The 26793-nt window shown below is 51.0% G+C and carries 24 protein-coding genes; 6 read left to right on the top strand and 18 right to left on the bottom strand.

The annotated features are described in order from the left end of the window. Nucleotides 1–32 precede the first annotated feature (32 nt). The 7 genes from L3D05_RS00720 to L3D05_RS00690 form a co-directional block, all read right to left on the bottom strand. Nucleotides 33–1256, bottom strand: a complete 1224-nt coding sequence (locus L3D05_RS00720) for an MFS transporter (RefSeq protein WP_239613701.1) — start codon at nt 1254–1256, stop codon at nt 33–35. Between the two features lie 85 nt (nt 1257–1341). Beyond that, nucleotides 1342–1941: a TetR/AcrR family transcriptional regulator gene (locus L3D05_RS00715; protein WP_239613700.1), complete on the bottom strand. Its 600-nt coding sequence runs from the start codon at nt 1939–1941 to the stop codon at nt 1342–1344. Between the two features lie 336 nt (nt 1942–2277). Beyond that, the gene (locus L3D05_RS00710; RefSeq protein ID WP_239613698.1) at nt 2278–2844 is read right to left on the bottom strand and encodes a GNAT family N-acetyltransferase; all 567 of its coding nucleotides are present in this window, start codon (nt 2842–2844) and stop codon (nt 2278–2280) included. A gap of 268 nt (nt 2845–3112) precedes the next feature. Next, nucleotides 3113–3544, bottom strand: a complete 432-nt coding sequence (locus L3D05_RS00705; RefSeq protein WP_239613696.1) for an RbsD/FucU family protein — start codon at nt 3542–3544, stop codon at nt 3113–3115. Between the two features lie 19 nt (nt 3545–3563). Continuing rightward, nucleotides 3564–5063: a rhamnulokinase gene (locus L3D05_RS00700; RefSeq protein ID WP_239613694.1), complete on the bottom strand. Its 1500-nt coding sequence runs from the start codon at nt 5061–5063 to the stop codon at nt 3564–3566. 33 nt (nt 5064–5096) lie between these two features. Then, entirely contained in the window at nt 5097–5753 is a 657-nt protein-coding gene (locus L3D05_RS00695; RefSeq protein WP_239613692.1) for a class II aldolase/adducin family protein, read from the bottom strand. A gap of 80 nt (nt 5754–5833) precedes the next feature. Further along, a complete protein-coding gene (locus tag L3D05_RS00690; RefSeq protein ID WP_239613690.1) occupies nt 5834–7624 on the bottom strand; it encodes an L-fucose isomerase in 1791 nt (596 codons plus the stop codon). A 125-nt stretch (nt 7625–7749) separates the two neighbouring features. Between L3D05_RS00690 and L3D05_RS00685 the strand changes: the two genes are divergently transcribed. Continuing rightward, nucleotides 7750–8775 (top strand): LacI family DNA-binding transcriptional regulator, encoded by a 1026-nt coding sequence (locus L3D05_RS00685; protein ID WP_239613689.1) that lies wholly within the window; start codon nt 7750–7752, stop codon nt 8773–8775. A 481-nt stretch (nt 8776–9256) separates the two neighbouring features. Here L3D05_RS00685 and L3D05_RS00680 read toward each other — a convergent pair whose 3' ends face one another. From L3D05_RS00680 to L3D05_RS00640, 9 genes are all read right to left on the bottom strand, one after another. After that, a complete protein-coding gene (locus tag L3D05_RS00680; RefSeq protein WP_239613687.1) occupies nt 9257–9841 on the bottom strand; it encodes a nitroreductase family protein in 585 nt (194 codons plus the stop codon). 27 nt (nt 9842–9868) lie between these two features. Next, complete coding sequence (locus tag L3D05_RS00675; RefSeq protein WP_239613685.1) at nt 9869–11788, bottom strand: ABC transporter ATP-binding protein; 1920 nt, start codon at nt 11786–11788, stop codon at nt 9869–9871. Further along, complete coding sequence (locus L3D05_RS00670; protein WP_239613683.1) at nt 11785–13545, bottom strand: ABC transporter ATP-binding protein; 1761 nt, start codon at nt 13543–13545, stop codon at nt 11785–11787. Before L3D05_RS00670 ends, L3D05_RS00675 begins: the two co-directional genes overlap by 4 nt. A gap of 139 nt (nt 13546–13684) precedes the next feature. Beyond that, entirely contained in the window at nt 13685–15178 is a 1494-nt protein-coding gene (locus L3D05_RS00665) for an MDR family MFS transporter (protein WP_239613681.1), read from the bottom strand. Between the two features lie 224 nt (nt 15179–15402). Then, nucleotides 15403–15975 carry a GNAT family N-acetyltransferase gene (locus L3D05_RS00660; RefSeq protein ID WP_239613679.1) on the bottom strand — a complete coding sequence of 191 codons (573 nt, stop codon included), beginning with the start codon at nt 15973–15975 and terminating at the stop codon, nt 15403–15405. Nucleotides 15976–16106: 131 nt separating this feature from the next. Then, on the bottom strand, nt 16107–16388 hold the full coding sequence (locus L3D05_RS00655) for a DUF3817 domain-containing protein (protein WP_239613677.1): 282 nt from the start codon (nt 16386–16388) through the stop codon (nt 16107–16109). Between the two features lie 73 nt (nt 16389–16461). Next, on the bottom strand, nt 16462–17139 hold the full coding sequence (locus L3D05_RS00650) for a DNA alkylation repair protein (protein ID WP_239613675.1): 678 nt from the start codon (nt 17137–17139) through the stop codon (nt 16462–16464). Between the two features lie 29 nt (nt 17140–17168). Beyond that, nucleotides 17169–18128: an RluA family pseudouridine synthase gene (locus L3D05_RS00645; protein ID WP_239613673.1), complete on the bottom strand. Its 960-nt coding sequence runs from the start codon at nt 18126–18128 to the stop codon at nt 17169–17171. 6 nt (nt 18129–18134) lie between these two features. After that, complete coding sequence (locus tag L3D05_RS00640; RefSeq protein ID WP_239613671.1) at nt 18135–19052, bottom strand: ArsR/SmtB family transcription factor; 918 nt, start codon at nt 19050–19052, stop codon at nt 18135–18137. Nucleotides 19053–19222: 170 nt separating this feature from the next. On the opposite strand from L3D05_RS00640, the gene arfA reads away from it, so the two are divergent. The 4 genes from arfA (at nt 19223) to L3D05_RS00620 (ending at nt 24360) form a co-directional block, all read left to right on the top strand. Beyond that, entirely contained in the window at nt 19223–20731 is a 1509-nt protein-coding gene (gene arfA / locus L3D05_RS00635; RefSeq protein ID WP_239613669.1) for an arabinosylfuranosidase ArfA, read from the top strand. A 182-nt stretch (nt 20732–20913) separates the two neighbouring features. Further along, a complete protein-coding gene (locus L3D05_RS00630) occupies nt 20914–21234 on the top strand; it encodes a hypothetical protein (RefSeq protein ID WP_239613668.1) in 321 nt (106 codons plus the stop codon). A gap of 191 nt (nt 21235–21425) precedes the next feature. Further along, the gene (gene proV, locus L3D05_RS00625) at nt 21426–22634 is read left to right on the top strand and encodes a glycine betaine/L-proline ABC transporter ATP-binding protein ProV (protein WP_239613666.1); all 1209 of its coding nucleotides are present in this window, start codon (nt 21426–21428) and stop codon (nt 22632–22634) included. Further along, nucleotides 22627–24360 carry a glycine betaine ABC transporter substrate-binding protein gene (locus L3D05_RS00620; RefSeq protein ID WP_239613664.1) on the top strand — a complete coding sequence of 578 codons (1734 nt, stop codon included), beginning with the start codon at nt 22627–22629 and terminating at the stop codon, nt 24358–24360. Before proV ends, L3D05_RS00620 begins: the two co-directional genes overlap by 8 nt. Nucleotides 24361–24425: 65 nt before the next feature. Here the strand turns inward: L3D05_RS00620 and L3D05_RS00615 are convergent, their stop codons facing one another. Both L3D05_RS00615 and L3D05_RS00610 read right to left on the bottom strand, forming a co-directional pair. Further along, nucleotides 24426–25235, bottom strand: a complete 810-nt coding sequence (locus tag L3D05_RS00615; RefSeq protein ID WP_239613662.1) for a pyruvate, water dikinase regulatory protein — start codon at nt 25233–25235, stop codon at nt 24426–24428. A gap of 11 nt (nt 25236–25246) precedes the next feature. Then, nucleotides 25247–25861: a helix-turn-helix transcriptional regulator gene (locus L3D05_RS00610; protein ID WP_369417935.1), complete on the bottom strand. Its 615-nt coding sequence runs from the start codon at nt 25859–25861 to the stop codon at nt 25247–25249. Nucleotides 25862–26100: 239 nt separating this feature from the next. On the opposite strand from L3D05_RS00610, the gene L3D05_RS00605 reads away from it, so the two are divergent. After that, nucleotides 26101–26784, top strand: coding sequence for a GntR family transcriptional regulator (locus L3D05_RS00605; RefSeq protein WP_239613660.1), 684 nt, complete (start codon nt 26101–26103; stop codon nt 26782–26784). The last annotated feature ends 9 nt before the right edge of the window (nt 26785–26793 follow it).

Here is a 26793-nt window from a genome sequence, read left to right as displayed (position 1 = left end):
CACATCACTCGAATCTATGCGTTGATGCGCAATCATCGGGTAGGTCCCGATCCGGACAACTTCGTTTTCCGACGTCCGCTTCTACTTGACAATACGAAGCTGATGAGTAAGATGAGCGCCGCCAAAGTATAAGGATAGTTGAGATTAACGTCCAGTAACACTCCCGCGACCACGGGTCCAATGATATTCCCAAGGCTTGTAAAAGCCGAGTTCAGCCCTGCGACATAACCTTGTTGATCTTCGGCCATGATGGACATCTGCGTGCTGACGGCCGGACGTAAAATGTCGATGGATAAGAACACGATAAAAGTTACGGCGAAAATCATCCAAAAGCTGCTCACGAAAAGTGTCAAAAAGACGAATAAGCTGGCCATGAGCAAACAGGTTGAGATTACCCTTCTCTCGCCGAACCGATTCAAGAGCCATCCGAAAACGGTCACTTGAACGACGGCCCCCGCGATGGAGCCGAACGTAATAATAAAGGCGATATCCTTCGGCGTAAAACCGAATTTATGGTCGACGAACAAGCTGTAGATCGTCTCGTAGTTCGCTAATCCGAAAGACATGACGAACACGATGACCAAACTTGGGAAATAGGGCTCGCTATAAGAACGAATCAGTTGCGTGAGAAGATTTTGATTTTTTTCTCGTTTCCGTTGCGGCATCGCGTTCGAGCTTGCCCGTTGATCCGCCGACAAGGATTCGGGCAAGATGAACGCGGTGATGGTCGCGGCTACGGCGCCGGCTACCGCCGCTGCATAGAAAGGGACGCGTATGCCGAACTCGGCAAGATATCCGCCGATTCCGGGACCGATAATAAACCCCGTCGTGATCGCCGCGTTCATGAATCCCATGCCTTTGGCCCGTTCTGCGCTGGAAGTCACGTCAGCCGTATAGGCCATGACCGCGGGCATGATGAGAGCTGCGCCGACCCCTCCAAGCATTCTTGAAGCAAACAGAACAAACGTCGATTGGGCTGCCCCGAAGAGCCATTCGGAAAGGGCGAACGCTATCATGCCCAATACGATAATCGGTTTCCGGCCGAGCGAATCCGAAAGCCTGCCGGCTAATGGCGAGAATAGCAGTTGGGTAAGCGAAAACGCGGCAACGAGTAGTCCTACGATGCTCCCGCTGATCTCAAGCTCCGCCATGAACTTAGGCATAACCGGAATGACTAGGCCGATTCCCGTAAAGACTAGAAAGAGATTAAACATGAGGAGCAATAGGGCTGCTCGATTTCTTAACAGTAGTGACATGATGAATCCTCCAAGCTTCTAAGCTGATCATCTAAGATGTTGAATATTTATACTGAACATTCATTCTATATTATGACGTCAAGAATCAGGAACGATCCTTGGCTATTCCATTAAGAAACACATCGACCGCAGATTTGTATAACGCAAGCGCATCCTCCCGGCTCGCTTTGCGGGAGTGTTGACTAAGTCCGATAATTAGACTATCCAGAATGATCGCTAGGCTTTCCACGTTATTTTCCGCGAATTCTCCGTTTTCGATCCCTTGCTGCAGCAACTTTTGATTAAAATTAAGATACCCCGCCATCATTTCGGAAATTTTTTCTTCAACGTCGTTCGCTTTGTCCGCAGTGTTAAAAAATTCGTCAGCCGACTTAGTGAGCGGATGGTTAAGATTTTCAAGCACAAGATGCTCCGCCATTCCGTACAGTTTCTCTTTGGACGTCTTGAAGAGCGGCTCTTTGGCTTGCCATTTCTCTTCCCAATCCCGATCCCATTCGCTGATCAAATAGAGAAACAAGCCTTCCTTGCTCTTAAAATGGTAATAGATGTTCCCCGCGCTGCTGCCTGTCGCGTTCACGATATCTTCAATGGACGTCGCCTTATATCCTTTCTGGACAAATAAGGCTTTAGCAGCATCGGCAACTCGTTTTTTGGTTTGTTCGCTTTGGATTTTCTTCTTATTCAACTTCCCCACTCCCGATTCGAAGGATAAATGCTTATCCCGAACAAGATTTCGAGCCCCGAATAATACTGAACATTTATTCAGTATTGTAACGGATACGGTGAGATTAGGCAAGCGGCAGCTGCTACTAATCCTATTAGAAGCCACATCTAAGTGCATTATATACACTTAAATCTGCCCAATTACTCGAACAAAGAGAGGGATTGCATTTTCTACAACTATTTCATGGCGTCAACACGATTTCGTTGGAAATTAGTTAAACTAATTGTAAGTTTTGCATTTAGTTGTTCAAAATCAGACTTTCGGGCTCAAATAAGTGTACAAAATACAACTAAACTCCTACGTACGTAGCCTGTGGGAACGGAACTCCTCCTCAAGCATAGCCATCGCGATCGAGTCATGAAACTCCCCGTCCCAATACAGAACATCCCTCTGTATCCCTTCTCTCTGAAAACCGATCTTCTCGTACACATGGATAGCTCGCGGATTAAAAGCATAGACCCCTAATTCGATCCGATGCAGCATCAGCGTTTCAAATCCGTAACGGAGCATCAATTTCATCGCCTCCGTGCCATAACCTTTGCCCCGGTGCTCGGTTCCTTGAATTCCGATCCGGATATTCGCGCTCCGATTGATGGAATCGATATCGTTAAGCACGACTTCTCCTATAAGCTCGTCCGTTTCCTTTATTACGATCATGAGATCGACGCGGTCCTCGTTTATGACGCCGATTTTCCGAATCCAAGCGGCGATCTCCTCGCGCGTAAACTCTTTTTGCGTTCCGGTCAACCGCGTGTTCTCGGCATCCTGTATAAAAGTATAGTAGCGTTCCAGGTCGGATTCCCGCACGTATCGCAAATCGATCGCGTCGCCTTCAATAAGAAGCTTATTCGATTGTGTAGTCATGTTGTTATGCCTCCCGTAATCTAAGTAAATGATGGGCCTGCCCCCGAGATGAAGCTTAAATAAATGGAATTATACAGTTGTTTTGCGCCTTTATCATCCCCATAAACGAATAAAAGGAAAAATACAGTTATTTACTCGATTCAAAGCGGATTGAGGCCCACTCGTTCGAAATAACTGTACTTTTCCCTTTATTATTCAATTCCCGCTCTCGGAGTGGCTAAATAACCGTACAAATCCATCTATTCGTTGCGAGCGAGGTCCAAACGAACTACTCCGAAATAACGCCCTTTTTCAAAATCAGGTTTGCGTACAATGCGCTTTCCCCGGTCGCGATGACGGCGTAAGCTTTTTTAGCCCGTTCGTAGAAAGCGAAGCGTTCCACTTCCTCGAACGGTGCCGAGAAACCGGTCCGCGCCTCGATAATCTCGCCGTACGTTTGCCATATTGGCGTTTGCACGGTATCTCCCGGCACGACCTGCATTAAAGAGGCAGGCTTGTCGACGTACGGGTCTAACGGGAACAATCGCAGAATGGCGTCCAGTAGTTCCGGTATTCCGTGTCCATCGGCGCGGATCAAGCGCTGCGCATGGCTGGCTCCCGGGAAATTGCCGTCGGCGAGCACGATTTCGTCGCTATGTCCCATCTCCATGAGCACCTTCAGCAGTTCAGGAGAAATCAAACTTGAAATACCGATTAACATAAAACGTTCCTCCTCCTTATCATACCCGACCGAAGCCGATGAAAGTTTCATAGGCGGCAGCCCAATCCGCATTCACGGTATGCTCATAGACATCGATAGGGAACGACGCCGCAACGAGCTGACGAGCTTCCCGCAAATCCTTGCATTGACCGAGCGCGACAAGCTGCATCAGCATGTTGCCGATCGCGCTCGCTTCGATTGGACCTGCCCAAACCGGCCTTCCTAACGCGTTCGCGGTGAATTGGCATAACAGCTTGTTCTGGATGCCTCCGCCGACCATATGAAGGCCTCCGTAACGGATATCCGTCAGTGTCTCGGCCTGCTCTAAAGCTTGTCGGTAACGAAGCGCGAGGCTCTCCAGAATACAACGTGCTATCTCGCCTTCCGACTGCGGAATAGGTTGACCGGTCTCTTCGCAAAATTCTCGGATTTTATCCGCCATACCGCCCGGCGAGAAAAATCTCGGATCGTCCGGGTGAATAAGGCTGCGGAATGGGGTTGCTTGTTCGGCCATGCGAACCAGTTCGGGAAAACTGATCTCATTTCCCTTCTCATCCCATTCCCGCTTGCATTCTTGAAGCAGCCATAAGCCCATAATGTTTTTGAGCAATTGGTAGGTTCCGCCCACGCCACCTTCGTTGGAAAACTCCAGCTCCATCGTCTCTTTGCTAAGCAGAGGCTGTAACATCTCCGTTCCTAGCAGAGACCATGTCCCGCATACGAGGAAGGCGAACGGATCATCGCCCGCCGGTACGGCTGCGATTGCGGACTCCGTATCGTGCGTCCCGACGGATACCGCTTGCATGGCAGGAACATCCAGCTCCGACATGACCTCGGCAGTTAGCGGCCCGATGACCGTTCCCGGATGAACGGGTTCCAGGAACAGCCGCGATGGAATCCCTAGCTTATCCATAAGCTCCGTATTCCACGCTTGCGTCCCCGGGTCGAATAGCTGCGTCGTCGTTGCCATCGTGAACTCGCATGATTTTACGCCCGTTAGTAAATAAGCCAATAAATCCGGAGTGAGCAGTAACGTGCGCGCGATATCCAGCTTCGGAGATGCCGCTTTCTTCATGGCGTATAACTGATAGAGCGTATTAAAAGGCATGAATTGCAGACCGCTTTGCCGGAACAAAACCTCTTGTCCGACTAAGCCGTTTACTTCCTCGATCAAGCCTTCCGTGTGGGAATCGCGATAGTGATAAGGGTTGCCTAATAGTTCTCCGTTGGCATCCAACAAACCGAAATCGACGCCCCACGTATCGATGCCGAACGTAGAAGGCTCATAACCGCCTTTGAAAGCCAATCGAATCCCTTTTTTCATCTCATGCAGCAACCTCAGAATGTCCCAATGCAAATGATTGCCGACATGGATCGCATGGTTGGGAAAGCGATGGATTTCCGTTACTTCCAGCTTTCGCTGACCCTCGGAACCGGACGTCAGTTGTCCGATCAACGCCCGGCCGCTGCTCGCGCCCATGTCGAACGCCAGTACCGTCGAATCCGTTGTCCTCGTCATCGTAATTCCCTCCCTTCTTCGGAACGAGAGCTTTTATTTCATTTTCTGAAGCAATTCGATGCGATACGCTTCGCTTTCCAAGGAAGCAATTTCCTCGAACTCTTCTTTCGTTAATACTTTCGGCTCCTTGATCGCTTTGGCGATCAGGAATATTTTCGCGCTTTCCTCGACGACTTCCGTACGATAATAGGCTTCACGCAGGTTACGTCCGGTCGTCACCAAGCCGTGATTACCCAGCAGGATCGAGGAATGCTCGATTTTCTCGACGACGGCGTCGGCTAGCTTATCGGTTGTCGGCAGCACGTAATCTACGTAAACGGTTTTGCCTACGAGAGCCGCTTGGTCCGGGAACATAATCGGCAAATCCTTCTCGACTAGCGTGAAAGCGATGCAATACGGCGGGTGCGTGTGAACCATCGCTCCGATGTTCGGGTTCTGGCGGTAAGCATATAAATGCATTAGAACTTCGGAGGACGGACGAAGACCGATATCGGTAATGTGCCCCGTCTCAATGTCTACTTCCACCCATTGCTCCGGCTGAATTTCATCCAAAGCGAAGCCGCTCGGAGAAAGATACATTTTCCCCTCGTAACGCGCGCTGAGATTGCCCCCAGGTCCTACGACTAGTTTATTGGAAACGGTTTTCTGCGCGTATTTGCACAGTTCAAGACGAATATCTTGGCTGCTCATGAATAAGTTCGCTCCATTCTGTGGACAGACAACCGCCGCCTGCCTCTTAAGAGAAACAGGCGGCAGCGTCGTCGGCTTAATTATTTGTATAGTGGTCCGAAGTTGTTGCAAGCACGATAATCGGCGCTCTCCGCGTTGTCTGTTCCGAACAGACCCCAAACGCGTGGACGGAAGATCTTCTCTTCCGGCACGTTGTGCATGCTAACCGGAATGCGCAGCATCGAAGCGAGCGTGATCAAGTCCGCGCCGATATGGCCGTAGCTGATCGATCCGTGGTTTGCGCCCCAGTTGTCCATGACGTCGTAAACGCTGCCGAACGGGCCTTTGCCCGTAATGATCGGAGCAAACCAAGTCGTCGGCCAAGTGGAATCCGTCCGTTTGTCGAGCGTATCGTGAACGTCAGATGGCAGATCTACGGAATACCCTTCCGCGATTTGCAATACCGGTCCGATTCCTTTGACCAGATTCAAACGGGACATCGTCATCGGCATTCCGCCGCGAGTCAAGAAGTCGGAGGAATAACCGCCCCCACGGAAATATTCTACCGAAGCCGGGCGCCAAGAGGTCGCATCGAGACACTTCTGCGCTTCCTCGGCGGAAATTTCCCAGAACGGCTTCATCGCCGGTTTGCCGTCTTTCGTTTGCTCCCCAGTACCATCCATTGTCGCCGAGCCGGAATTGATCAAGTGCAAAATTCCGTTCTCTGCAGCGCCGGTCAGCTTATGTCCCGTAACGCGTTCAACCGCTTCCGGGCTCCAATACGTCCGTACGTCCGCGAAGATTTGCGCCGTATTCGTAAGCAAGCTGCCAAATAGCATAACCGCGCCGTTCAAGCTATCATTTTCCGTAGCTACCATGTAAGGGGCGCGTATTCCGTTCCAGTCGAACGAGGAATTGAGGATCGTCTCCATGAAGTCGCCGTTCGGGAAATGGTCGGTCCACTGGCGTTGCCCTTGGAAACCGGACACGATCGCGTTGTGTCCTTGCGCTTCTTCGCCGAAATCAAGCTCGGCCAAGCGAGGGTTGCCGATCATCAAGTCGCGAGCGATGATCGTCATTTTGACGACTGTCTCCCAATCCTTGTCCTTCTGCTCGCGGGACGTCCGAAGCTGCGGCGGATTGTTGTCCGGACCTTCGATGCAATTTACTTTGACCCACGCAAGCGCTTTCTCGTATTCCGCGGGATCGTAGATTTTCTCTTCTATGCGACGAACGAATTCGCTCATATCGATATATTCCGTGCGCAAGCCCAAGTATTCTTGGAAGAAACTGTCGTTCACGATCGAGCCGGCGATTCCCATCGATACGGAACCCATCGACAAGTAGGATTTGCCTTTCATCAGGGAAACCGCTAGTCCCGCTCTCGCGAATCCGAGCAATTTGCTTTTCACGTCTTCCGGCACTTCCGTCGATCCTGCATCCTGAACGTCATGGCCGTAAATGCCGAACGCCGGAAGGCCTTTCTGCGCGTAAGCGGATAGAACCGCAGCTAGATACACCGCGCCTGGACGCTCCGTACCATTGAATCCCCATACCGCTTTCGGAATCGATGGATCCATATCCATCGTCTCGGTACCGTAGCACCAGCAAGGAGTAACCGTTATCGATACCCCGACATTCTCGCGGGCGAATTTGCTAGCCGCTGCCGCGGATTCCGCAACGCCGCCGATCGTCGAGTCGGCAATGACGACTTGTACAGGCGAACCGTCCGGATAACGCAAGTTGTCCGATATTAGCTTAGCAACGCCTTTCGCCATGTTCATCGTTTGATCTTCTAAAGACTCGCGAACGCCTTTGCGTCTTCCGTCAATTGTTGGACGAATTCCGATTTTTGGAAACCCGCCATTCCATCTAAAATGTTGATCTGCCATGTTAGTACCTCCATATGGATGAAATAATGTTACCGATAACCTTAAATTATCAGGGTAAACGCTTGCTGTCAATTGTTTAATTCGGTAAGATAAAAACAACATCCTGACAACAAGGAGCTTTACCCATGGTTACAATTTACGATATTGCGGCCAAAGCTGGCGTCTCTGCGATGACCGTTTCCAGAGTTATCAATAACACTGGCAAAATCAGCGAGAAGACGAGAGCGAAAGTTCGCCGGGTGATGGAGGATCTGAACTACGTTCCTAACCATATGGCACGGAGCCTGGTGTTACAGCAAACGAACCTGCTATTTTTGCTTATTACCGACATTACTAACCCTTTCTATACCACTTTGGCCCGAGGCGCGGAGGATGCCGCCAAAAAATACGGCTATCGCCTGCTGTTCGGAAACTCGGACGAAAACGTAGAGAAGGAAAAAGATTACGTAGATACAATACTTGCGACGAGAGCGGATGGCGTGTTGGTCGCGCCTGCCGGCGATCCTTCGTTGCCTCATCTGGAGACTTTGCGCAAGCATCAAGTCCCGTTCGTGCTGCTCGATCGCGAAGTACCCGGGCTGGATAGCGACGTCGTGCTCGGAGACAGCAAAGAAGGCGCCCGCAAGCTGGTAGATCACCTATCCTCTCAGGGACACCGGCGTATCGCCTTGATTAACGGCTCTCCGTACATTTCCAGCGCCCGTTTGAGGTTGGAAGGTTATCGGGAAGCGTTAAAGCTCAACGATCTCGCTTACGACGAGAGCTATGTACTCGAGACCGCTTTCGAGCCGCGAAGCGACTTGTCCGAGATCGAAAGCTGGTTGGAGCGGATGTCTCCTTTGCCGACGGCGATCGTCGCGGGAAACAACGTGCTTGCGGTAGAGGTCATACGGACGCTTCACGATCGCGGAATCAGAGTACCCGAGCAAATGTCGGTTGTCTGCTTCGACGATCTGGGCCCATACTCCGAGATAGACCCGTTCTTGACGGTCATCGCCCAGCAGGCTTACCAATTCGGGTATCTCGGCATGCAGTTACTCGTGGAACGGATACAAGAACGCGGGGAAACCGGACTCCCGTGGAAAAAAGTCGTTCTCCCAGCAGATATGATCGTCCGTCGCTCGGTATCGGCGGTGGAAAACATCCTTTAGTTCCGGTCTTACATTGACTTGAGGTGCCGCGCTGGGTGCTGCTAGACCGGTTTCCGGTCTTACAGCAACGTTGGGTGCCGAGTTGGGATTTGCAAGACCGGTTTCCGGTCTTACAGCGACTTGAGGTGCCGAGTCGGGATCTGTAAGACCGGTTTCCGGTCTTACAGTGATATGAGGTGCGGCGTGGAGCGATGTAAGACCGGTTTTCGGTCTTACAGTGACTTGAGGTGCGGCGTGGGGCGATGTAAGACCAGTTTCCGTTCTTACATTAACTTGAGGTACCACGTGGGACACTGCAAGACCGGTTTCCGGTCTTACAGTGACTTGAGGTGCAGCGTGGGGATCTGCACGAACGGTTTCCGGTCTTACAGCGACTTGAGGTGCCGCATGTGTGCGAGCGTCTTGGGAACTCTACTAAACGAACAAAGAGCCGATCCCCACGGAATAACGTGGGAATCGGCTCTTTCGAGTATTATAAATATTAACCTTCCAGCCAGACGGTTTTATCTGCTGCGGGCACTCTCTTGCCAGTTAGCGGCTTCATGTCGGGGTATCCGACGTAGACGAGCCCGACGACTTGCTCGTTCCCGGTAAACCCTAGCGCTGCCTTCATCTTCGGATGATAGGCCGGATCGCCCGTGCGCCACACTGCGCCAAGACCGCAATCATGCGCCATAAGCAAAAGATTCTGCACGGCAACTTGCGCAGCGGCAAGCTCCTCCGCCGGATTGACCCGCGGCGCGTCGGATGGCGCGCAGGCTACGGCGATGACGACCGGTGCCCTGAACGCCTTAGCAATTTCCTTCTCCAATCGCTGCAAGCGCTCCTCTTCGGCTAAATCCTGCAGCGTCTCCTCCGCAATGTCGGCGTAAGCTTGCCCCAATACCCGTCTGCCTCCCCCCGTCATGACGACGAATTTCCACGGCTCCGTTGCATGGTGGCTCGGCGCCCAAGTCGCCGCTTCGAGAAGCTTCTCGATTAATTCCCGCGGAACAGGATCATCCTTGACCTTCCCGATACTGCGTCTGCCTTGTATGATTTCCTCTAAGCTAGCCATCGTCTTCATCTATCCTCTCGTCTGCTGAACGCTTGCTCATCCCGCGCTTTGTTGAAGGCTTCCGCCTACGAATTGACTATTGTACAGATCCGCATAGAAACCGCCTTGCGCGAGCAACTCGTTATGCGTGCCTTTCTCGATAATACTGCCTTGATTCATGACCAGAATCAAATCGGCATCGCGGATCGTCGAAAGGCGGTGAGCGATCACGAAGCTCGTTCTGCCCTGCATCAGTTCATGCATCGCTTTCTGGATATACACTTCCGTACGCGTATCTACGCTGCTCGTCGCTTCGTCCAGAATAAGAATGGCCGGGTCCGCCAAGATCGCACGGGCAATCGTCAACAGTTGCTTTTGTCCTTGCGATAAGTTGGACGCCTCTTCATTTAACACCGTATCATAGCCTTCCGGCAAGGTACGAATGAAGTGATCCGCATGAGCGGCAACCGCCGCTTCCACAATATCCTCTTCCTTAGCCCCTTCGCGGCCATAAGCGATATTGTCGCGAATCGTCCCGTTGAACAGCCACGTATCCTGGAGCACCATTCCGAACAAACTGCGAAGATTACCGCGTTTCATCTTGGTGATATCCGCACCGTCGATCGTAATGTTACCTTCGTTCACTTCATAGAACCTCATAAGCAGGTTCACCAGTGTTGTTTTACCGGCGCCAGTCGGCCCTACGATGGCCACCGTCTGTCCGCTACGAACGTCGATGTCCATATTCTCGATCAGAATCGTATCCGGATTGTAGCCGAATTTCACGCCATTCATCGCAACGTTACCTTGCGGAGTAGCTAGCTTCACGTCTTTCCCTTCAGCTGCTTCAGGAACTTCTTCCTCTTCGTCCAACAATTCGAATACGCGCTCCGCCGAAGCGATCGTCGACTGAATGATGTTCGCGATATTCGCCGTCTGCACGAGCGGCATCGAGAATTGTCTCGCATATTGGATGAAAGCCTGAATGTTCCCGATGGAAATCGAGCCCCTAGCCACCATGATCCCTCCGACGACGCTGATGAAGACGTAGCCGATGTTGCTGACCATGTTCATCAGAGGCATAATGTTGCCGGAGACGAACTGCGCTTTCCTTCCCGATTCGTATAAGCGCTCGTTGATCTCGTCGAACTTGGCAACGGACTTCTCTTCTTGCCCGAACGCTTTGACGATCTTATGTCCCGAGAACATCTCCTCGACGTGACCGTTTAATTGCCCAAGTTCCATTTGCTGCGTTTTGAAGTACTTCTGGGACCGGCTCGCCGCCCCTCTGATCACGATCATGGAGAGCGGAAGCGTAAGCAGCAAAATCAGCGTCAGCCAAGGACTGATCGTTAGCATCATGATGATTACGCCAATGATCGTGATTAGCGATGTGATTAACTGCGTCAAGCTTTGCTGCAGCGTGTTGCTGATATTGTCCACGTCGTTGACGGCGCGGCTCAGAATTTCTCCATGCGCCCGGCTATCGAAATATTTAAGCGGAAGCTTGCCTAGCTTGGCGTTCACTTCGTTACGCAAGCCGTATACCGTTTTCTGAGCGACTCCCGCCATTAAAAACTGTTGGATATAACTGAAGATGGAGCTCACCACATATAACCCTGCCAGGAAAACGACGATCTGCCAAATGCCCGCCAAATCGAAATGAGCGTTCGGGTCGCCGTTCAGCTTGCCCATCATGCCTGCGAATAGCTTGGTTGTCGCTTCTCCGAGCACCTTAGGACTGTAAATCGCGAACGCCGTGCTTAGGATTGCGGTGACGAGCACGGCCAACAACTTGAACCGTTGCGGTCGCAAATAGCCCATCAGCCTGCGAAGCGTGACTTTGAAATTTTTTGCTTTCTGCACCGGCATCATGCCGCCCATTCCGCCCATGCCCGGACCCATCGGGCCTCTGCCGGGTCCTCCCGGAGCCGGGCCTTGACCTGCCCTGCCTTGATTTGCGCTATGTTGACTCATGCGATCTCCTCCTCGGACAGTTGCGAAGATACGATCTCGCGATAGACGCTGCTGCCTTCCATTAATTCCCGATGATTGCCGATTCCGACGATCCGGCCTTCATCCAGCACGATAATACGATTTGCGTCCATAACCGTGCTCACCCGCTGCGCGACGATAATGACGGTCGCTTCCGTCGTCTCGCCTTTCAGCGCTGCCCTTAGCTTAGCATCGGTCTTGAAATCGAGCGCGGAGAAGCTATCGTCGAACAAATAAATTTGCGGTTTCCGCACGAGGGCGCGAGCGATGGACAACCGCTGTTTCTGCCCGCCGGATAGATTCGCTCCGCCTTGCGAGATAAGAGCCGAATAGCCTTCCGGCATGCCTTCGATGAAATCGCTCGCTTGCGCGGTATCCGCCGCGTGACTCACTTCCTCGTCGGTAGCATCCGTTTTCCCGTAGCGGATATTATCGGATACCGTTCCCGTGAACAACAACGCCTTTTGCGGAACTAGCCCGATCTTCGAACGGAGCTCGTCAAGCGATAAGTCCCGCACATCCGCGCCGTCAATGCGAACGGCACCATCCTCGATGTCATAGAACCTTGGAATCAGGCTGATTAACGTTGATTTCCCGGAGCCCGTTCCCCCGATAATCGCCGTCACCTCGCCCGGCCTCGCTTCAAAAGAGATCCCGGAAATCGCCGGGCTCTCTGCCCCCGGGTAACGGAACGTCACATTCTCGAACTCCACAAGCCCTTGCGGGGAGCGCGTCTGGTATTCCGAATCGTCATCTTCTTCTAGCGTTGTCACTTCCCCGTTTGTGCCTACGATAACGGGCTCCGTGTTCAACACTTCGTTAATACGAACCGCGGAAGCCGAGGCACGCGGAACCATGACGAACATCATCGACACCATCAGAAGCGAGAACATAATTTGCATCGCATATTGCAGGAACGCCATTAAATCGCCGACCTGCATATCGCCGTCGCTTACGCGAATGCCGCCGAACCAGATGATCGCAATCGAAGAGAAGTTCAAAATCAGCATCATCATCGGCATCATGAACGCCATGATTTGGTTTACTTTGATCGCGGTTTGCGTCAAATCCTGGTTAGCTTCCTTGAAACGTTTCGTCTCATGCTCGAAGCGATTAAACGAACGAATGACGCGCATTCCCGTCAACCCTTCGCGAAGCACCAGATTCAGCTTGTCGATCTTCTTCTGCATCACTTTGAAATAGGGAATTCCTTTGCTCGCGATAATAAAAATCGTTAAAGCAAGAATCGGAATCGCCCCAACGAATACGAGCGACAGATGGGCGTCCTTGGATATGGCCATGATCAGCCCCCCGATGCACATCATCGGAGCGGCTACCATTAATCGCATCATCATCATGAGGACCGTTTGTACTTGCGTAATATCGTTGGTCGTGCGGGTAATGAGAGACGCCGTTCCGATCTTGTCGAATTCCTGCAACGAGAAATTTTCCACGTGCCGGAACGTCTTGCTGCGTACATCCCTTCCGAAACCGGAAGCGATTTTGGAGGAGAGATAGCTTGCCGCAATAGACACCAACGTTCCTACCGCCGTAACCGCCAGCATGAATCCGCCTATCTTCCAAATGTAGGGAATATCCCCTTTGACGACGCCATCATTAATGATATCCGCCATCAACGTCGGCAAATACAGCTCGCTGAGTGACTGCATAAGAATAAGCGCCATAACCGCCGCAACCGCCCAGCGATATGGCTTTAGATACCGAAAAAGCTTGATCATTCGCATCAACTCCGAGTCATAAATTCATACTTTCAAAATTTATCATATGTAAAAAAGATAATATGACGTTATTATGAACTGAATATGAACGAAAGACAAATAGATGGCCCGGTGGACCATCTATTTCCCTTTACACTATTTATGATTTCCGATCCGCTAGCCTGGCATCTCCCATCAACAGGCTTGCAAACAAAGCGACAACAATAAAGAAGAGACAGACCTCGAACACGTTACCCAATGATTCGCTGAATCGTGATTGAAGATCGAACAAGGCGTTTCCCGTCAGCGCGCCGCGTGTCTCCACATCCAATAGAACCTTTGGATCGACGAAACTTCCCGCCTGATTCACTGAAAGCGATGCCATGCGCATCGTCAACAGGCTTCCCAATACGCTAATCCCGATCGTCCCCCCTATCGAACGGAAAAATTGGGACGAAGAAGTAGCGATTCCTCGGTCCGCGATACCGACCGCGCTTTGCGCAGCCGTACCAAGCGTCGGATATACCGCGCCCATGCCGAGTCCCGTAATGACCATAATGGCTGCGGCTTCATATTCATTCGTATCCACGTTCATTTGGCTGAGGAGATAAAACCCTGCCCCCATTAAGATCAGGCTCGGAACGAGGATAGTCCGATAAGACACCTTATGAAGCAAACGTCCGCCGAGCGTCGTCGTGACGACTACGGATAACATTAGAGGCGTTAATATAAAACCGGCGAGAGTCGGCTTTACTCCTATAACGCCTTGAACGAATAAGGGAATATACACGATCGCCCCGAACATGGCAGCACTCATGAAGAATCCCGCGATATTGCCGAATGCGATAACACGGATTCTAAACAATCGAAGAGGAATGAACGGATCTCTCGCTATCTTTTCAACCCATAAGAACAAGATCAACAATGTTGCTCCAAATCCGAGTAGCGTAACGATAATTGAGGAGTTCCAGGAATATCGGTTTATCGTTTCCTGATGATCTCCGACCAAGATAAGGGCGAGTAAAACCGCGACGATCGCTCCGCTGAACGTTAAAGCCCCAATCCAATCGATCGAACGTTTTCCGCCGCTTCTGCTCTCTTTAAGCGAGGCATAGACCAAGAGAAACGCAGCAGCCCCGAGCGGGATATTGACGAGGAATATCCACCCCCACCCCCAATGCTCCGCTATTGCACCACCAAGGGTAGGACCGACCATGCTGGAGAGGGCAAATACGGTTCCGAACAAGCCCATGAATTTACCCCTTTTCTCGGGTGGATACACATCGCCGACAATCGTGAAAGCAATAGGCATTAACGCTCCGGCACCAAGACCCTGTATCCCCCTGAAAACGATGAATTGCGCCATGTTTGCCGCCGCTGCGCACAAAACCGAACCGGCTAGGAATAGGGATAAACCGATTAGATAAACTTTCTTTCTTCCGAAAATATCCGCGAGCTTTCCGTAGACAGGCATCGCAGTTGTCGAGACTAGCATGTAAACGGAGAACGCCCAGCTATACAACGACAGTCCGTCTAGTTGCTTTACGATGGTGGGCATGGCTGTCGATACGATCGTTTGATCCAAGGAAGACAAAATGATTCCCAGGATAAGACCAATAGTAATAAATGTTGCCTTTCGGTCTTCTCTAAACATCGGTTACTCTCCCTATAACGAATTCATGAAATGCGCATTTTCACCCTCTGCCTCCGGAAGCAGCATGAAAAATATATCGAATATGCCGAATAAAATATAGACTTATTCTTTCCGTTGAATTATTCTATAGCTAGAGAATGCCCCGAGCGGATCTTGTAAAAAAAGCCGCAAGCCACAGACCGATAGGTCCATGGCTTGCGGCTTTTTTCGTGCTCTCTTACTGGTTATTCGGTTATATAATCCTCTCGTAAATACCCGTAAATCTCCAGATCCACGATTCCTTTTCCCGTCCAATTCTGGGCTTGCCTGAGCGTCCCTTCCAAGAGAAATCCGTTCTTGAGCAACACCCGCTTGGAGCTTCCGTTAACCGGCATCACTTCGGCTTGAATGCGATTAACGCCGATATCCTCGAAAAAATACTTAATTAATCTCCCAACCGCTTCGGTCGCGATTCCTTGTCCCCAGACTCTTTCCGCCAAATAATATCCGACAGTCACCATGTCCACGCGATGGTTCCAGTCGAAAGTATCGATTATGCCGACAAGAGTATCGCTCTCCTGCTTACGGAAAATCCCCCATTTTACTTTGAAACGCTTGTTGTAATCCCGTTCGAAATGTCCGATCATGTTTCTGACCGTTTCCTTGTTATGCTTCGGAACGATGCCGCAATATTCGAACACCCGCTCATTGTCGTAAATCTCATATAGTCCATCCAGATGATGCTCTTCCACTTTCTTAAGCAACAAATGATCCGATTCGAGAACCGGAAAACGATCAAACAGATGGTCGACGATCATGGATATCCCTCGATTGTTCCAAATATAGTCGGAGCTTCAACTACCTATTCCATACCTATCCGGATTAATCCTTCAAATCAAAACGACCCATTTCGAATAACAACGAAATGGGTCGCTAGCACAATTGGCGATTAACGAATTTTACGGTCTACGAAAAAAGGACCTAACGGAATAAAGGCGGCAATAACAGCAAGCACCGACATTAGAAACGAGATTTTACGCGCGACGAGCGCATTGAGAATCGCGAGCAAATACAGTGCGAACAAAGCTCCGTGAGCGATACCTACAATCAACACGGCCTCGGGAATATCGGCCCAATACTTAAGCGGCATCGCGATCAACAGCAGTACCAAGAACGAAATCGCTTCAGCCGTGCCAATTGCGCGCAACCGTCCGATCGGCGTCTTTAACATTCGATAACCTCCGACTGACCAAATTAGTTTTATCATACCAACGGTCATCTCGAAATGCTGTGAATAAGCTGTGTCAATTCAAACGATTCACGTACTTCAAAGCCTCTCTCTCGCTCAACGCCGACAACCTAGCTGACGCAACGAATCCGCGCACGGCTGCCTCATCGGTTTTCGAATATTCCCGAAGCGCCCAACCGATCGCCTTGCGAATGAAAAACTCGTCCTCGCCCTTGCACCGCGATATATAATCGAATAGCCTCTCGACGTCCGTCCGCCGCTTATATTTTAATTGAAACAGGATCGCGGTTCGGCGCAGCCAGAAGTCGTCCGATTCGATCCACCGCTGCGTATAGCTCGGGATCAGTTCTGGAAACTTCGTTAGGTGATCGCCCAACGTTTGGGCGGCCAAATAATCGACCGTATCCCACCAAGACTTCGTCGTCACGAAGCTCTCGAACGCGTCAATATCATCCTTTTCCGCCTGTTTGCCATATTTCTCGAGGAAAGCCATCCCCACGTTCTGAAATTCCCGCTCGGGCAATTGCCATAGTTGTTGCGCGACGACAAGCAACTCCCTGCCAACAGGTAATCCGTGCTTCGCCCAGAATTGCTTAAGCAGGCTCGTGCGCTCCGGCGTTTTGATCCCTAAGAATGGGTACCGATTCCGCATGTAGCTTTCCATCGGCAGCGCCTTCTCCGGATCGGCATGCTGCCTAAACCATTTGGCCAACTCGTCCGTGTAAACTTCCATTCTCTTTCCCCGCTCCCCTGAATCCGTTTCTACTGAATGTTCGGATTCAACCCTACTTGGTCTGCTACCGTACGCATTTGGGCCGGCAAAGGGGCTTTGAATTCCCGCCCGTCAGGCAAGACGATTCTCCACGCATGCAGCAGTTGATGGTTCACGTCTCCGAATCTCTTCCCTCCGTACTTAATGTCTCCGAGCAGGGAATGCCCGATATCCTGAAAATGGGTACGAATTTGATGCGTCCGGCCGCTGATTAATTCGATTTCAACGAATGAATAGGAAGCCCCGGTTTGCAATACCCGATAGCGCGTTTCCGCCGACTTCACTTGCTCGACGCCGCCATGCTTCGCGATGTTCGTCTGGCTTCCCACGACGTGAGTGCGATTTTTCTTCTCGTCGCGGATCAAATCTCCTGACAAGGTTCCTTCTCCCGCAAGCCTGCCCTCTACGATCGTTACGTAGTATTTTTGCAGCTCATGCTTCTGGATCCATTGGTTTAATTGATGCAGCATTCCCGCCGTTTTCCCGACAAGCACGATGCCGCTCGTATTCCGATCCAACCGGTTAGCCGTTGCCGGCATGAACAAAGGACTATCCAGCTCCCCCTTGCGGTACAAGTAAGCGTGCACTCGGTTAACGAGCGTGTCCTTCTGGTCCGCTTGATCGGGATGCGTCAGCATGCCTACCGGCTTAATGACGACCAAGAGCTCGGCATCTTCATATAAGACGTCAATATTCGCGTTAACTCCGACGTACTTCGCTTTCTTCTGTCCGATACTCGCCTCTTGATAAGCGGATTCCTCGACGTACAGAACGATCTCGTCGCCGGCAACGAGCTCGTAATTCTGATTTTTTCTCTTTCCGTTCACTTTCACTTTGCCGGAATCGATCATCTTATAGATTTGTCCCAGAGGAATGTTGGGCATCAGGTTTCTTAGAAACCTGTGCAATCTTTTGCCGCCCTCGGAAGGCGTAATTTTACGGTTAATCATCGTTCGTTATCTCCTCTGGCTGTAATACACGCGAATTTGAATATCTTGATTATAATTGCCGAAGCCCGATCCGTACAAAGTTAAACCGCCCACGTGGGGCGCATCGTCTTCAACCGCGAATCGCAGCGTCCAGAAATGCTTATCCAGCCGCAAGTCTTCGAGCGTCGTTTCCGAAATTTTCTGGCCGTCCATGTAGGTTCCGCTCCGATTGACGCGAAGCACCTTCCATAACCCGTATTGGTTGACCTCGATCCTCCACCACTCCGGCGTAAAGCGCCCGCGAGTATGCGAGCCGAAATCGCCCGGACTCGTCCACTGCCCTAAACGCTCGTCGTTGAGATAGAACCGAATGTCGGAAGGCCATTGGTCGTTCGCTCCGGGTGCTTCCGAAGCGATCTCGAACGATATTTCCAATTCCTCCGGCTCTTGGCTCGGAAGCAAGTAATTCGGCACTTTATATTCCACGTAGCCCTTACCAAACCATAGGATGGCCGCATTCACTCTTTCTGGATCGAGAAAATACCGCGGGTCGTCATATTGGCCGACCAACTTCTCGCGCGTCGCCAATCCGCAAGTCGGGAAAACCTCGAACGAGGTGTAGTGTCCCACAGGAATTTGTTGTTCATAGTACAGACGCTCCACCGCGCCGGCTTGCGGCAAAGCGATCTCTACGCCCGACTCCGCCAAGGAACATATCTTGTGCGTGCCGCCTTCCTTGCGAACCATCTTCGTATGAATCAATCCCGCCAACTCCAGCTTGCGCACGTGCATCGTCAGAATCGCGCTGCTCAGCTCCAGCCGCTCGGCGATTTCTTTCAAATTCATCGGCTTCTCCGCCAATAATTCTAATATCCGAAGGCGTACTTCGCTCGCCAACGCCTCGTACAGAGGCAGCCATTTACGGTCCGTATTCGCTCTGATCATCGGGGACCTCCCCATTTTCGTCTTAAATTAATATAATTGTAAATCCTTAAAAGATCAAATCGAATTCCTTAAAAACTATTGCCAAAAGCGGTCTTATCCTGTTTAATATGTTCAGGATAGTTATATTTGTTTATCGATTAATAATAATATTATTCCAAGGAGAGGTTTTCATGTCCCAGAAAGCTACGATGATCGTAGACAAAGATTTCGTTATCTCCTCCATTGACGATCGTATTTACGGATCCTTTATCGAACATTTAGGCCGCGCAGTGTACGGAGGAATCTACGAACCCGGCCACCCCGCGTCAGACGAGCGCGGATTCCGTAAAGATGTACTCTCGCTCATTCAAGATCTTCGCGTTCCGATCATTCGCTACCCGGGAGGCAACTTCGTCTCGGGTTACGATTGGAAGGACGGCATCGGCCCTAAAGATAAGCGCCCAAGCCGCCTTGAGCTTGCTTGGAGAACGGTCGAGCCGAATCAATTCGGATTAAACGAGTTCGTGGATTGGTCTCGAATCGCCGGAACGGATGTCATGTGGGCCATTAATTTAGGCACGCATGGGGTCGATGAAGCTCGCAATATCGTGGAATACGCGAATCATTCCTCCGGCTCCTATTGGAGCGACATGCGGATCAGCCATGGCTATGCGAAGCCTCACGGGATCAAAACCTGGTGCTTAGGCAACGAGATGGACGGTCCGTGGCAGATCGGCGCCAAAACGGCGGTCGAATACGGCAGAATCGCGGCAGAGTCAGCGAAGGTGATGAAGTGGGTCGACCCTTCCATCGAGTTGGTCGCTTGCGGCAGCTCAGGCAAAGGAATGGCTACCTACCCGGAATGGGAGGCGACCGTTCTTGACCACACGTACGATCACGTTGAATTCCTTTCTTTGCACACCTATTACGGTAACCATGACAATGATACGGCGACTTTCCTCGGACGTTCGCTCGAAATGGAAGATTTCATCCGCAGCGTCGTCGCGACTTGCGATTACATCAAAGCAAAGAAAAGAAGCAAAAAAACGATGCAGCTCTCGTTCGACGAGTGGAACGTCTGGTTCCATTCCAACAATGCGGACAAAAAAATCGAGCCTTGGCAAATCGCGCCACCACAGTTGGAAGACGTCTACACGATGGAAGACGCCCTCGTCGTAGGATGCCTGCTCATCGCCCTGTTGAAAAATTCGGATCGCGTCAAAATGGCTTGCCTAGCCCAACTCGTCAACGTCATAGCTCCGATTATGACGGAGAACGGTGGCCCGGCTTGGGCTCAAACCATCTATTATCCTTACATGCACGCTTCCGTGTTCGGACGCGGTCAAGCGCTCGTTCCGCTCGTGCAGTCTCCGAAATACGATACGAAGGAAATTACCGATATTCCTTACCTTGAGTCGATTGCCGTATACAATGAGGATGCTAAAGAAGTAACGGTATTCGCCGTTAACCGCGACCTCACGAACGCTCTTCCGCTGGAAGTCGATCTGCGCAGCTTCGGCGGCGCTTGCGGCATTATCGAGCATATCGTACTCGAGAACGAGGATCTCAAAGCGACGAATACGGCCAGCCAGCCGAACCGTATTCAACCGAACGCGAACGGCAATGCCCGCGCGGAAGGCTCCAAAATTAACGCAACGCTAAGCAAAGCTTCCTGGAACGTCATTCGGATCCGACTATAAAGCGAAGAAGCCTCGAAGGAACGTAGGGTTGGGATCTCCCTCCCCCTGTCTATTCGAGGCTTCATTTTGATTTTTGTTGTGATTTTTTATAATTTTTTTAGGAATGTTACCCAATTAGCTGGAATTTATGTTATACTGAAAGCGCTACCATAGCAACATCATTCTAAGGGGGAATTGGAACGATGAATGTAGCGCTGCAGGGGAAAAATGTGTACGAGGACTTCGAGCCTCGTCAAGACACGTTGTTCTTCAAAGTCGGAGCACATGGGTTAATCAGCTTTCACGGACGGAATTACAACATCAAAAAGAGAATGTCCGCCGATGAAAGAAACCGCCTCATTACGGATTCCGCGACTTTTTTCCGCGTATCTTCGGATTGTTACGTCAACGTACGGAACATTTCAGTAATCGGAGAAAACCATATTTTCTTCGGTGACACCTCCAAGCGGCTTCCTTGCTCTGGTCGTAAACAACAAATGATTCGTCATTTGCTCGATCAATAATCGAAGAACGATAGCCAACGCAACAAACAAAGCCTGAGTAAACCTAGGGACTTTTGGACCTCGGTTGACCCAGGCTTTGTTTGTCGTTGTCTAGAAATATTTTTTCCTCGCGCTCCCGTGCGTAAATTTTCCTTCTTTTGCTTAATCTAACTCTATCCGATCAAACCCAACTACATTGCAGCGGAGGGCCTATGCCTATAGTCGAAGTACGGGAGCTAACGAAAATTTTCGGCAACGAGCCTGAGAAGGCGATAGCCCTGCTCGCTCAAGGGTTAAGTAAAAAAGCAATTTACGAGAAGACCAAAATGACGGTCGGGGTTAACCGCGTTAGCTTTAGCATAGAAGAAGGTGAAATTTTCGTCATCATGGGATTATCGGGAAGCGGAAAGTCTACGTTAGTCCGCCTCTTGAACCGGCTGATCGAGCCGACCGGAGGAAGCGTATGGATTCGCGGCCAAGACATCGTTACCATGAGTCCGCAACAGCTTCGCAACGTTCGGCGCCAAAGCATGGCCATGGTCTTCCAGAAATTCGCGTTATTCCCCCATAAGACCGTCATCGAGAACGTCGAATACGGAATGGAAATCAAAGGAGTAGAGAAACGAACGAGACACGAGAAAGCCTTAAACTCTCTGCGTCTCGTCGGATTGGAGGGCTGGGAAACCCGATACCCCGATCAATTGAGCGGCGGCATGCAACAGCGGGTCGGGCTCGCGAGGGCGCTGGCCAATGAACCCGATATTCTTCTCATGGATGAAGCGTTCAGCGCATTGGACCCCCTAATCCGCAAAGATATGCAAGACGAGTTATTGGAGCTTCAGAACTCGATGAAGAAAACGATTATATTCATCACGCACGATCTGGACGAAGCGCTTCGCATCGGCGATAGAGTCGCCCTTATGCGCGATGGCTCCGTCGTTCAGATCGGAACTCCCGAGGAGATCATGATTAATCCGGCCAACAAATACGTCCAACGTTTCGTAGAGGACGTCGATTTGTCCAAGGTTCTGACCGCTTCCCATGTCATGCGCAGGCCCGAGACGATAAGCCCGGATCGCGGGCCCCGGGTAGCTCTTCAACTCATGTACGACAGCGGAGTCTCGAATCTGTACGTCGTCGACAAGTCGAAGAAGCTGATCGGCGCCATAACGGCCGAAGATGCTTCAGCCGCGATCCGTTCCGGTCGGACTCTCATGGATATCGTCATTCGGGATGTTCCTACTTTCAGCCCCGATCAGCATTTGAACGAGCTGTTCGAGGTCGTGGGCAACTCCCGCATCCCCGCAGCCGTTGTCTCCGAAAGCGGGAGGTTGCTTGGCATCATTTTGCGAGGAGCGGTTCTCTCCGCGCTTTCCGGCAGCACCGACGATAATGAACCGGGAGGCCAACCGAATGCCTAAGCTTCCTTTAGACCGTTGGGTAGAAAATATCGTAGACTGGCTGGCAACTAACCTAAGCCTTCTATTTGATTTTCTAGCCACGATCATTGGCGGAACGGTCAACGCGTTTTCTGCCGTGCTGCATTTGCTCCCCCCTTGGTTAATTATCGTACTTGTAGGAATTGCAGCTTATCGATTAGGTCGCTGGACGCTTGCCCTGTTCGCCGCAATCGGTTTGCTGCTGATCTGGAATTTAGGTTATTGGTCGCCGACGATGGATACGACGGCGCTCGTACTGACAGCTTCGCTGGTCTCTCTCGTGTTGGGGCTTCCGCTAGGCATCGCGTGCGCAAGATCCAGGAACGTCCAGAACGTCCTGACGCCGATACTTGATTTCATGCAGACGATGCCGGCATTCGTCTATTTGATTCCGGCCGTCACATTCTTCGGACTAGGGGTCGTTCCGGGGGTCATCGCATCGGTGATTTTCTCCATCGCGCCTACGATACGTTTGACCAATCTCGGAATTCGGCAAGTACCGGAAGAACTGATCGAAGCAACAGATGCGTTCGGCTCTACGCCGCGCCAGAAATTGTTCCAGGTGCAATTGCCGCTCGCGCTCCCCAGCATGATGGCCGGCATTAACCAAACGATTATGCTTAGTTTATCGATGGTCGTCATAGCCTCCATGATCGGAGCCCAAGGCGTTGGTGCCGATGTCTACCGTTCCGTAACCCAGCTCAATACGGGAAAGGGCTTTGAAGCCGGGTTAGCGGTCGTTACACTGGCCATTCTGCTGGATAGGATGTCGCAAAAGCTCGTTAACCCGAACCGCAAGAAGAACAAAGGCTTTTTAAAGAGCGTATCGCTATTCGCCATCGGGCTAGTCATCGTTCTGGTAGTTGCTTCGTTATACCAGAATTATACGAGCGGCAACGCGCACAAGAACAATAAGATCGGGGAACAAGTCGGATACCGGATCGTCGGCATCGATCCCGGGTCCGGCTTAATGAAAACTTCGGCCAAAGCCATCGAGGACTACGGACTAACCGATTGGACTTTGTTGGAAGGATCGGGTACGGCCATGACTGCCGCCTTGGACAAAGCTTACAAGAATAAAGAGCCCATTATCGTAACGGGATGGACGCCTCATTGGATGTTCGTCAAGTATGACCTTAAGTATTTGGACGATCCTAAGAAAGCCTTCGGAGAAAGCGAGCAAATCCATACGATCACTCGTTTGAATTTGCAGGAGAAAGAGCCTTCCGCGTATCGATTTCTAGGTCAGTTCCATTGGGAGCCTTCCGAAATGGAGAAGGTTATGATTCAAATCAGCGGAGGAGACGATCCGGACGTTGCCGCCGCAAAGTGGGTAAAGGACAATACCGCGCTTGTGGACGCCTGGGTCAAAGGCATACCCGCCGCTTCCGGCCATCGCTTGAAGCTGGCTTACGTCGCTTGGGATTCCGAAATCGCGAGCACGCACGTCGTCAAGAAAGCGTTGGAAACCAGGCTCGGTTATTCGGTCGAAATGCTCCAAGTGGAGATCGGCCCTATGTGGGCGGGTATCGCGAACGGCGATGCGGACGCGATGGTTGCCGCTTGGCTCCCTACCACTTCCATTGATTACTACAACAAATACAAAGGTAAATTCGAGGATTTAGGCGCCAACCTCTCCGGGACGAAACTAGGCTTCGTCGTGCCGAAATATATGGAAGTCCAATCGATCGAGGATTTGAAATCGTAAACGAACTTAAAAGAAGCTGCCCCACCCTGCAGAAGCGGAACGCTCTGCTAGTGGGACAGCTTCTTTCAAGGCGCCAACAACTCCATAATTAATCCTGCCGTCTCTTCTATCGCCTTCTCGGATACATCGATGACCGGACAATTTAACCGCTCCATGATTTCCGACGCGAAACGCAACTCTTTCTGAATCCGCTCCATGGAAGCATAGTTGGCTTGGCTCGGCAGTCCGAGAGCCTTTAAACGTTCCGTGCGGATTTTGAGCAACCGTTCGGGCTGCATCGTCAAACCGACGACAAGCGGATTGGTTGACGTGAACAGCTCTTGGGGAGGTTTGACCTCTATCGTTAGCGGGTAGTTCGCCGTCTTAATTCCTTTGTGGGCTAGATAGATGCTTAGCGGCGTTTTCGATGTCCGAGACACCCCTACAAGAACGACCTGCGCTTGCAGCAATCCGCGCGTATCTTTGCCGTCATCGTATTTAACCGCGAACTCGACCGCTTCGATTTTACGATAATAGTTTTCATCCATCTCATGCAATAATCCAGGTTTGTACTTGGGCGAATCATTAAACGTATCGATAAAAGCTTGCATCATCGGGCCCATCACGTCTACGGCTCGGACGCCCTGTTTGATCGTCTCTTCCCTCATCGTCTCGCGCAGTTCCGGCTGAACGAGAGTATACGCGATATAGCCGCCTACCGAGATTGCCTCGTGAATGATCGCCTTAATCTCATCCTCGTGCTTAATATGTCCGTATCTTTTGATTTTGACCTGCTCGGTCGCGAATTGCCTTGCGGTCGCTTTCGCGACAGCTTCCGCAGTCTCCCCGACCGCGTCCGAACATACGAATATTACCTTCTGGCCCTGCTCCGACATCCGTTCTCCCCCTACTCAGCGATAAATCCCGAGGTCAAATCCACTAAGGCTTGCGCCAAATTCGTTTTCGTAATTCTCCCGACGACTTCAAGGCGACTGCGATCCCCGTTGCTATTGACGACAGGCATGCCGCCCACTTGATGGTCCAGCATCTTCTTAGCCGCTTCCAGCACGGAATCATCGGGAGATACAAATACAAGACGCGGTACTCTTGTCATGACCATACTGATCGGAATAGTCGTGGCATTCGGGTTGCCCAATGTTACTTTCAGAAGGTCCTTCAAGGAAACCATTCCCGTTAACGCTCCCTGCTCATCCGTAACAGTCAGAAACCCGGTATTCTCTACGAATAAGGAAATGACGGCATCGTTAACCGTTGAACTTTCTGCGATGACGACAGGCCGGTTCATGACGTCCTTGACCTTCAAGTTCATGAACTTCTCGCTCTGCCGCCCCTCGGAAGTCATAACCTTCCCTAGAAAATAGCCGACCTTCGGCTTGGCATCGATATAACCTAGCATTACCAATACAGATAAGTCCGACCTTATGGTCGGACGACTGATGCCTAAGTTCTCGGCAATTTGTTCTCCGGTAATGGGAGCTTGTTTTTTGACGAGGTCGATAATCGCTAACTGTCTTACCGTAAGTTCGATAACTATCTCACTCCTCTATATTTCTCCCTTAAATTTTATTCGTTAATAGTTAATACATATGGTATATCACATTCCTATTTATGACACAATATTAAACTTATTTGTTCGATATATTGCCTCAATACGATGAACAAATTACTCACTACCATACTAGTATGCCAGTGTGTTACAATGAGACCATAAGAGACATTCTTAACCAAGGAGGTGAACTTATGGATTGGAGTACGAAACCGCAGCCCGGAACTACGAGCAATATCGTCTATGCCCGGTTAAAGCAACAAATTCTAAACCTCGAGCTTCCTCCAGGCACCGCTTTATCCGAGAAAGAGATGTCCATCCAGTTGCAGATGAGCCGTACGCCCGTTCGCGAAAGCTTCGTGCGGCTAGCCCAGGAAGGTCTCGTCCTTGTCCTGCCGCAGAGAGGCACCCAAGTATCGCTAATCGATCCTGAACTCATTGAGGAAGGCCGTTTCTTGCGGGAGCAGTTGGAGAAAGCGGTCGTGCGCATCGCTTGCGAACGATTTCCCGAGCCCTTATTGCAAGAGCTTGACGCCAATCTTGCCCATCAGCGCGAGAGCATCGACAAACATGACAATCAATCGATGTATCAGCTTGACGACGCCTTCCACCGCACGATATTCGAAGGTTGCAACAAGCTGAGAACGTGGGCCGTCGTCGAACGGATGAATTCCGACTTCAATCGAAGCCGGGTTCTCTGGTTGCTTGCCGATTCTCATTGGGAACCGCTCTATGAACAACACAAGGAGCTGGTCGAAGCCATTCGCAAGCGGAATCCGGACCACGCCGAAGCGGTGATGAAGCAGCACTTGAACTTAAGCATTTCCAATTTGGTCGTCCTGCAAGAGGAATATCCGAGTTATTTCAAACTTAAATAGGCGGTGATA

This window comes from Cohnella mopanensis, assembly GCF_022352055.1.
Taxonomy (GTDB): Bacteria; Bacillota; Bacilli; order Paenibacillales; family Paenibacillaceae; genus Cohnella; species Cohnella mopanensis.
The sequence above is the reverse complement of the archived record's forward strand: the minus strand, read 5'-3'. Positions and strand labels throughout refer to the sequence as shown.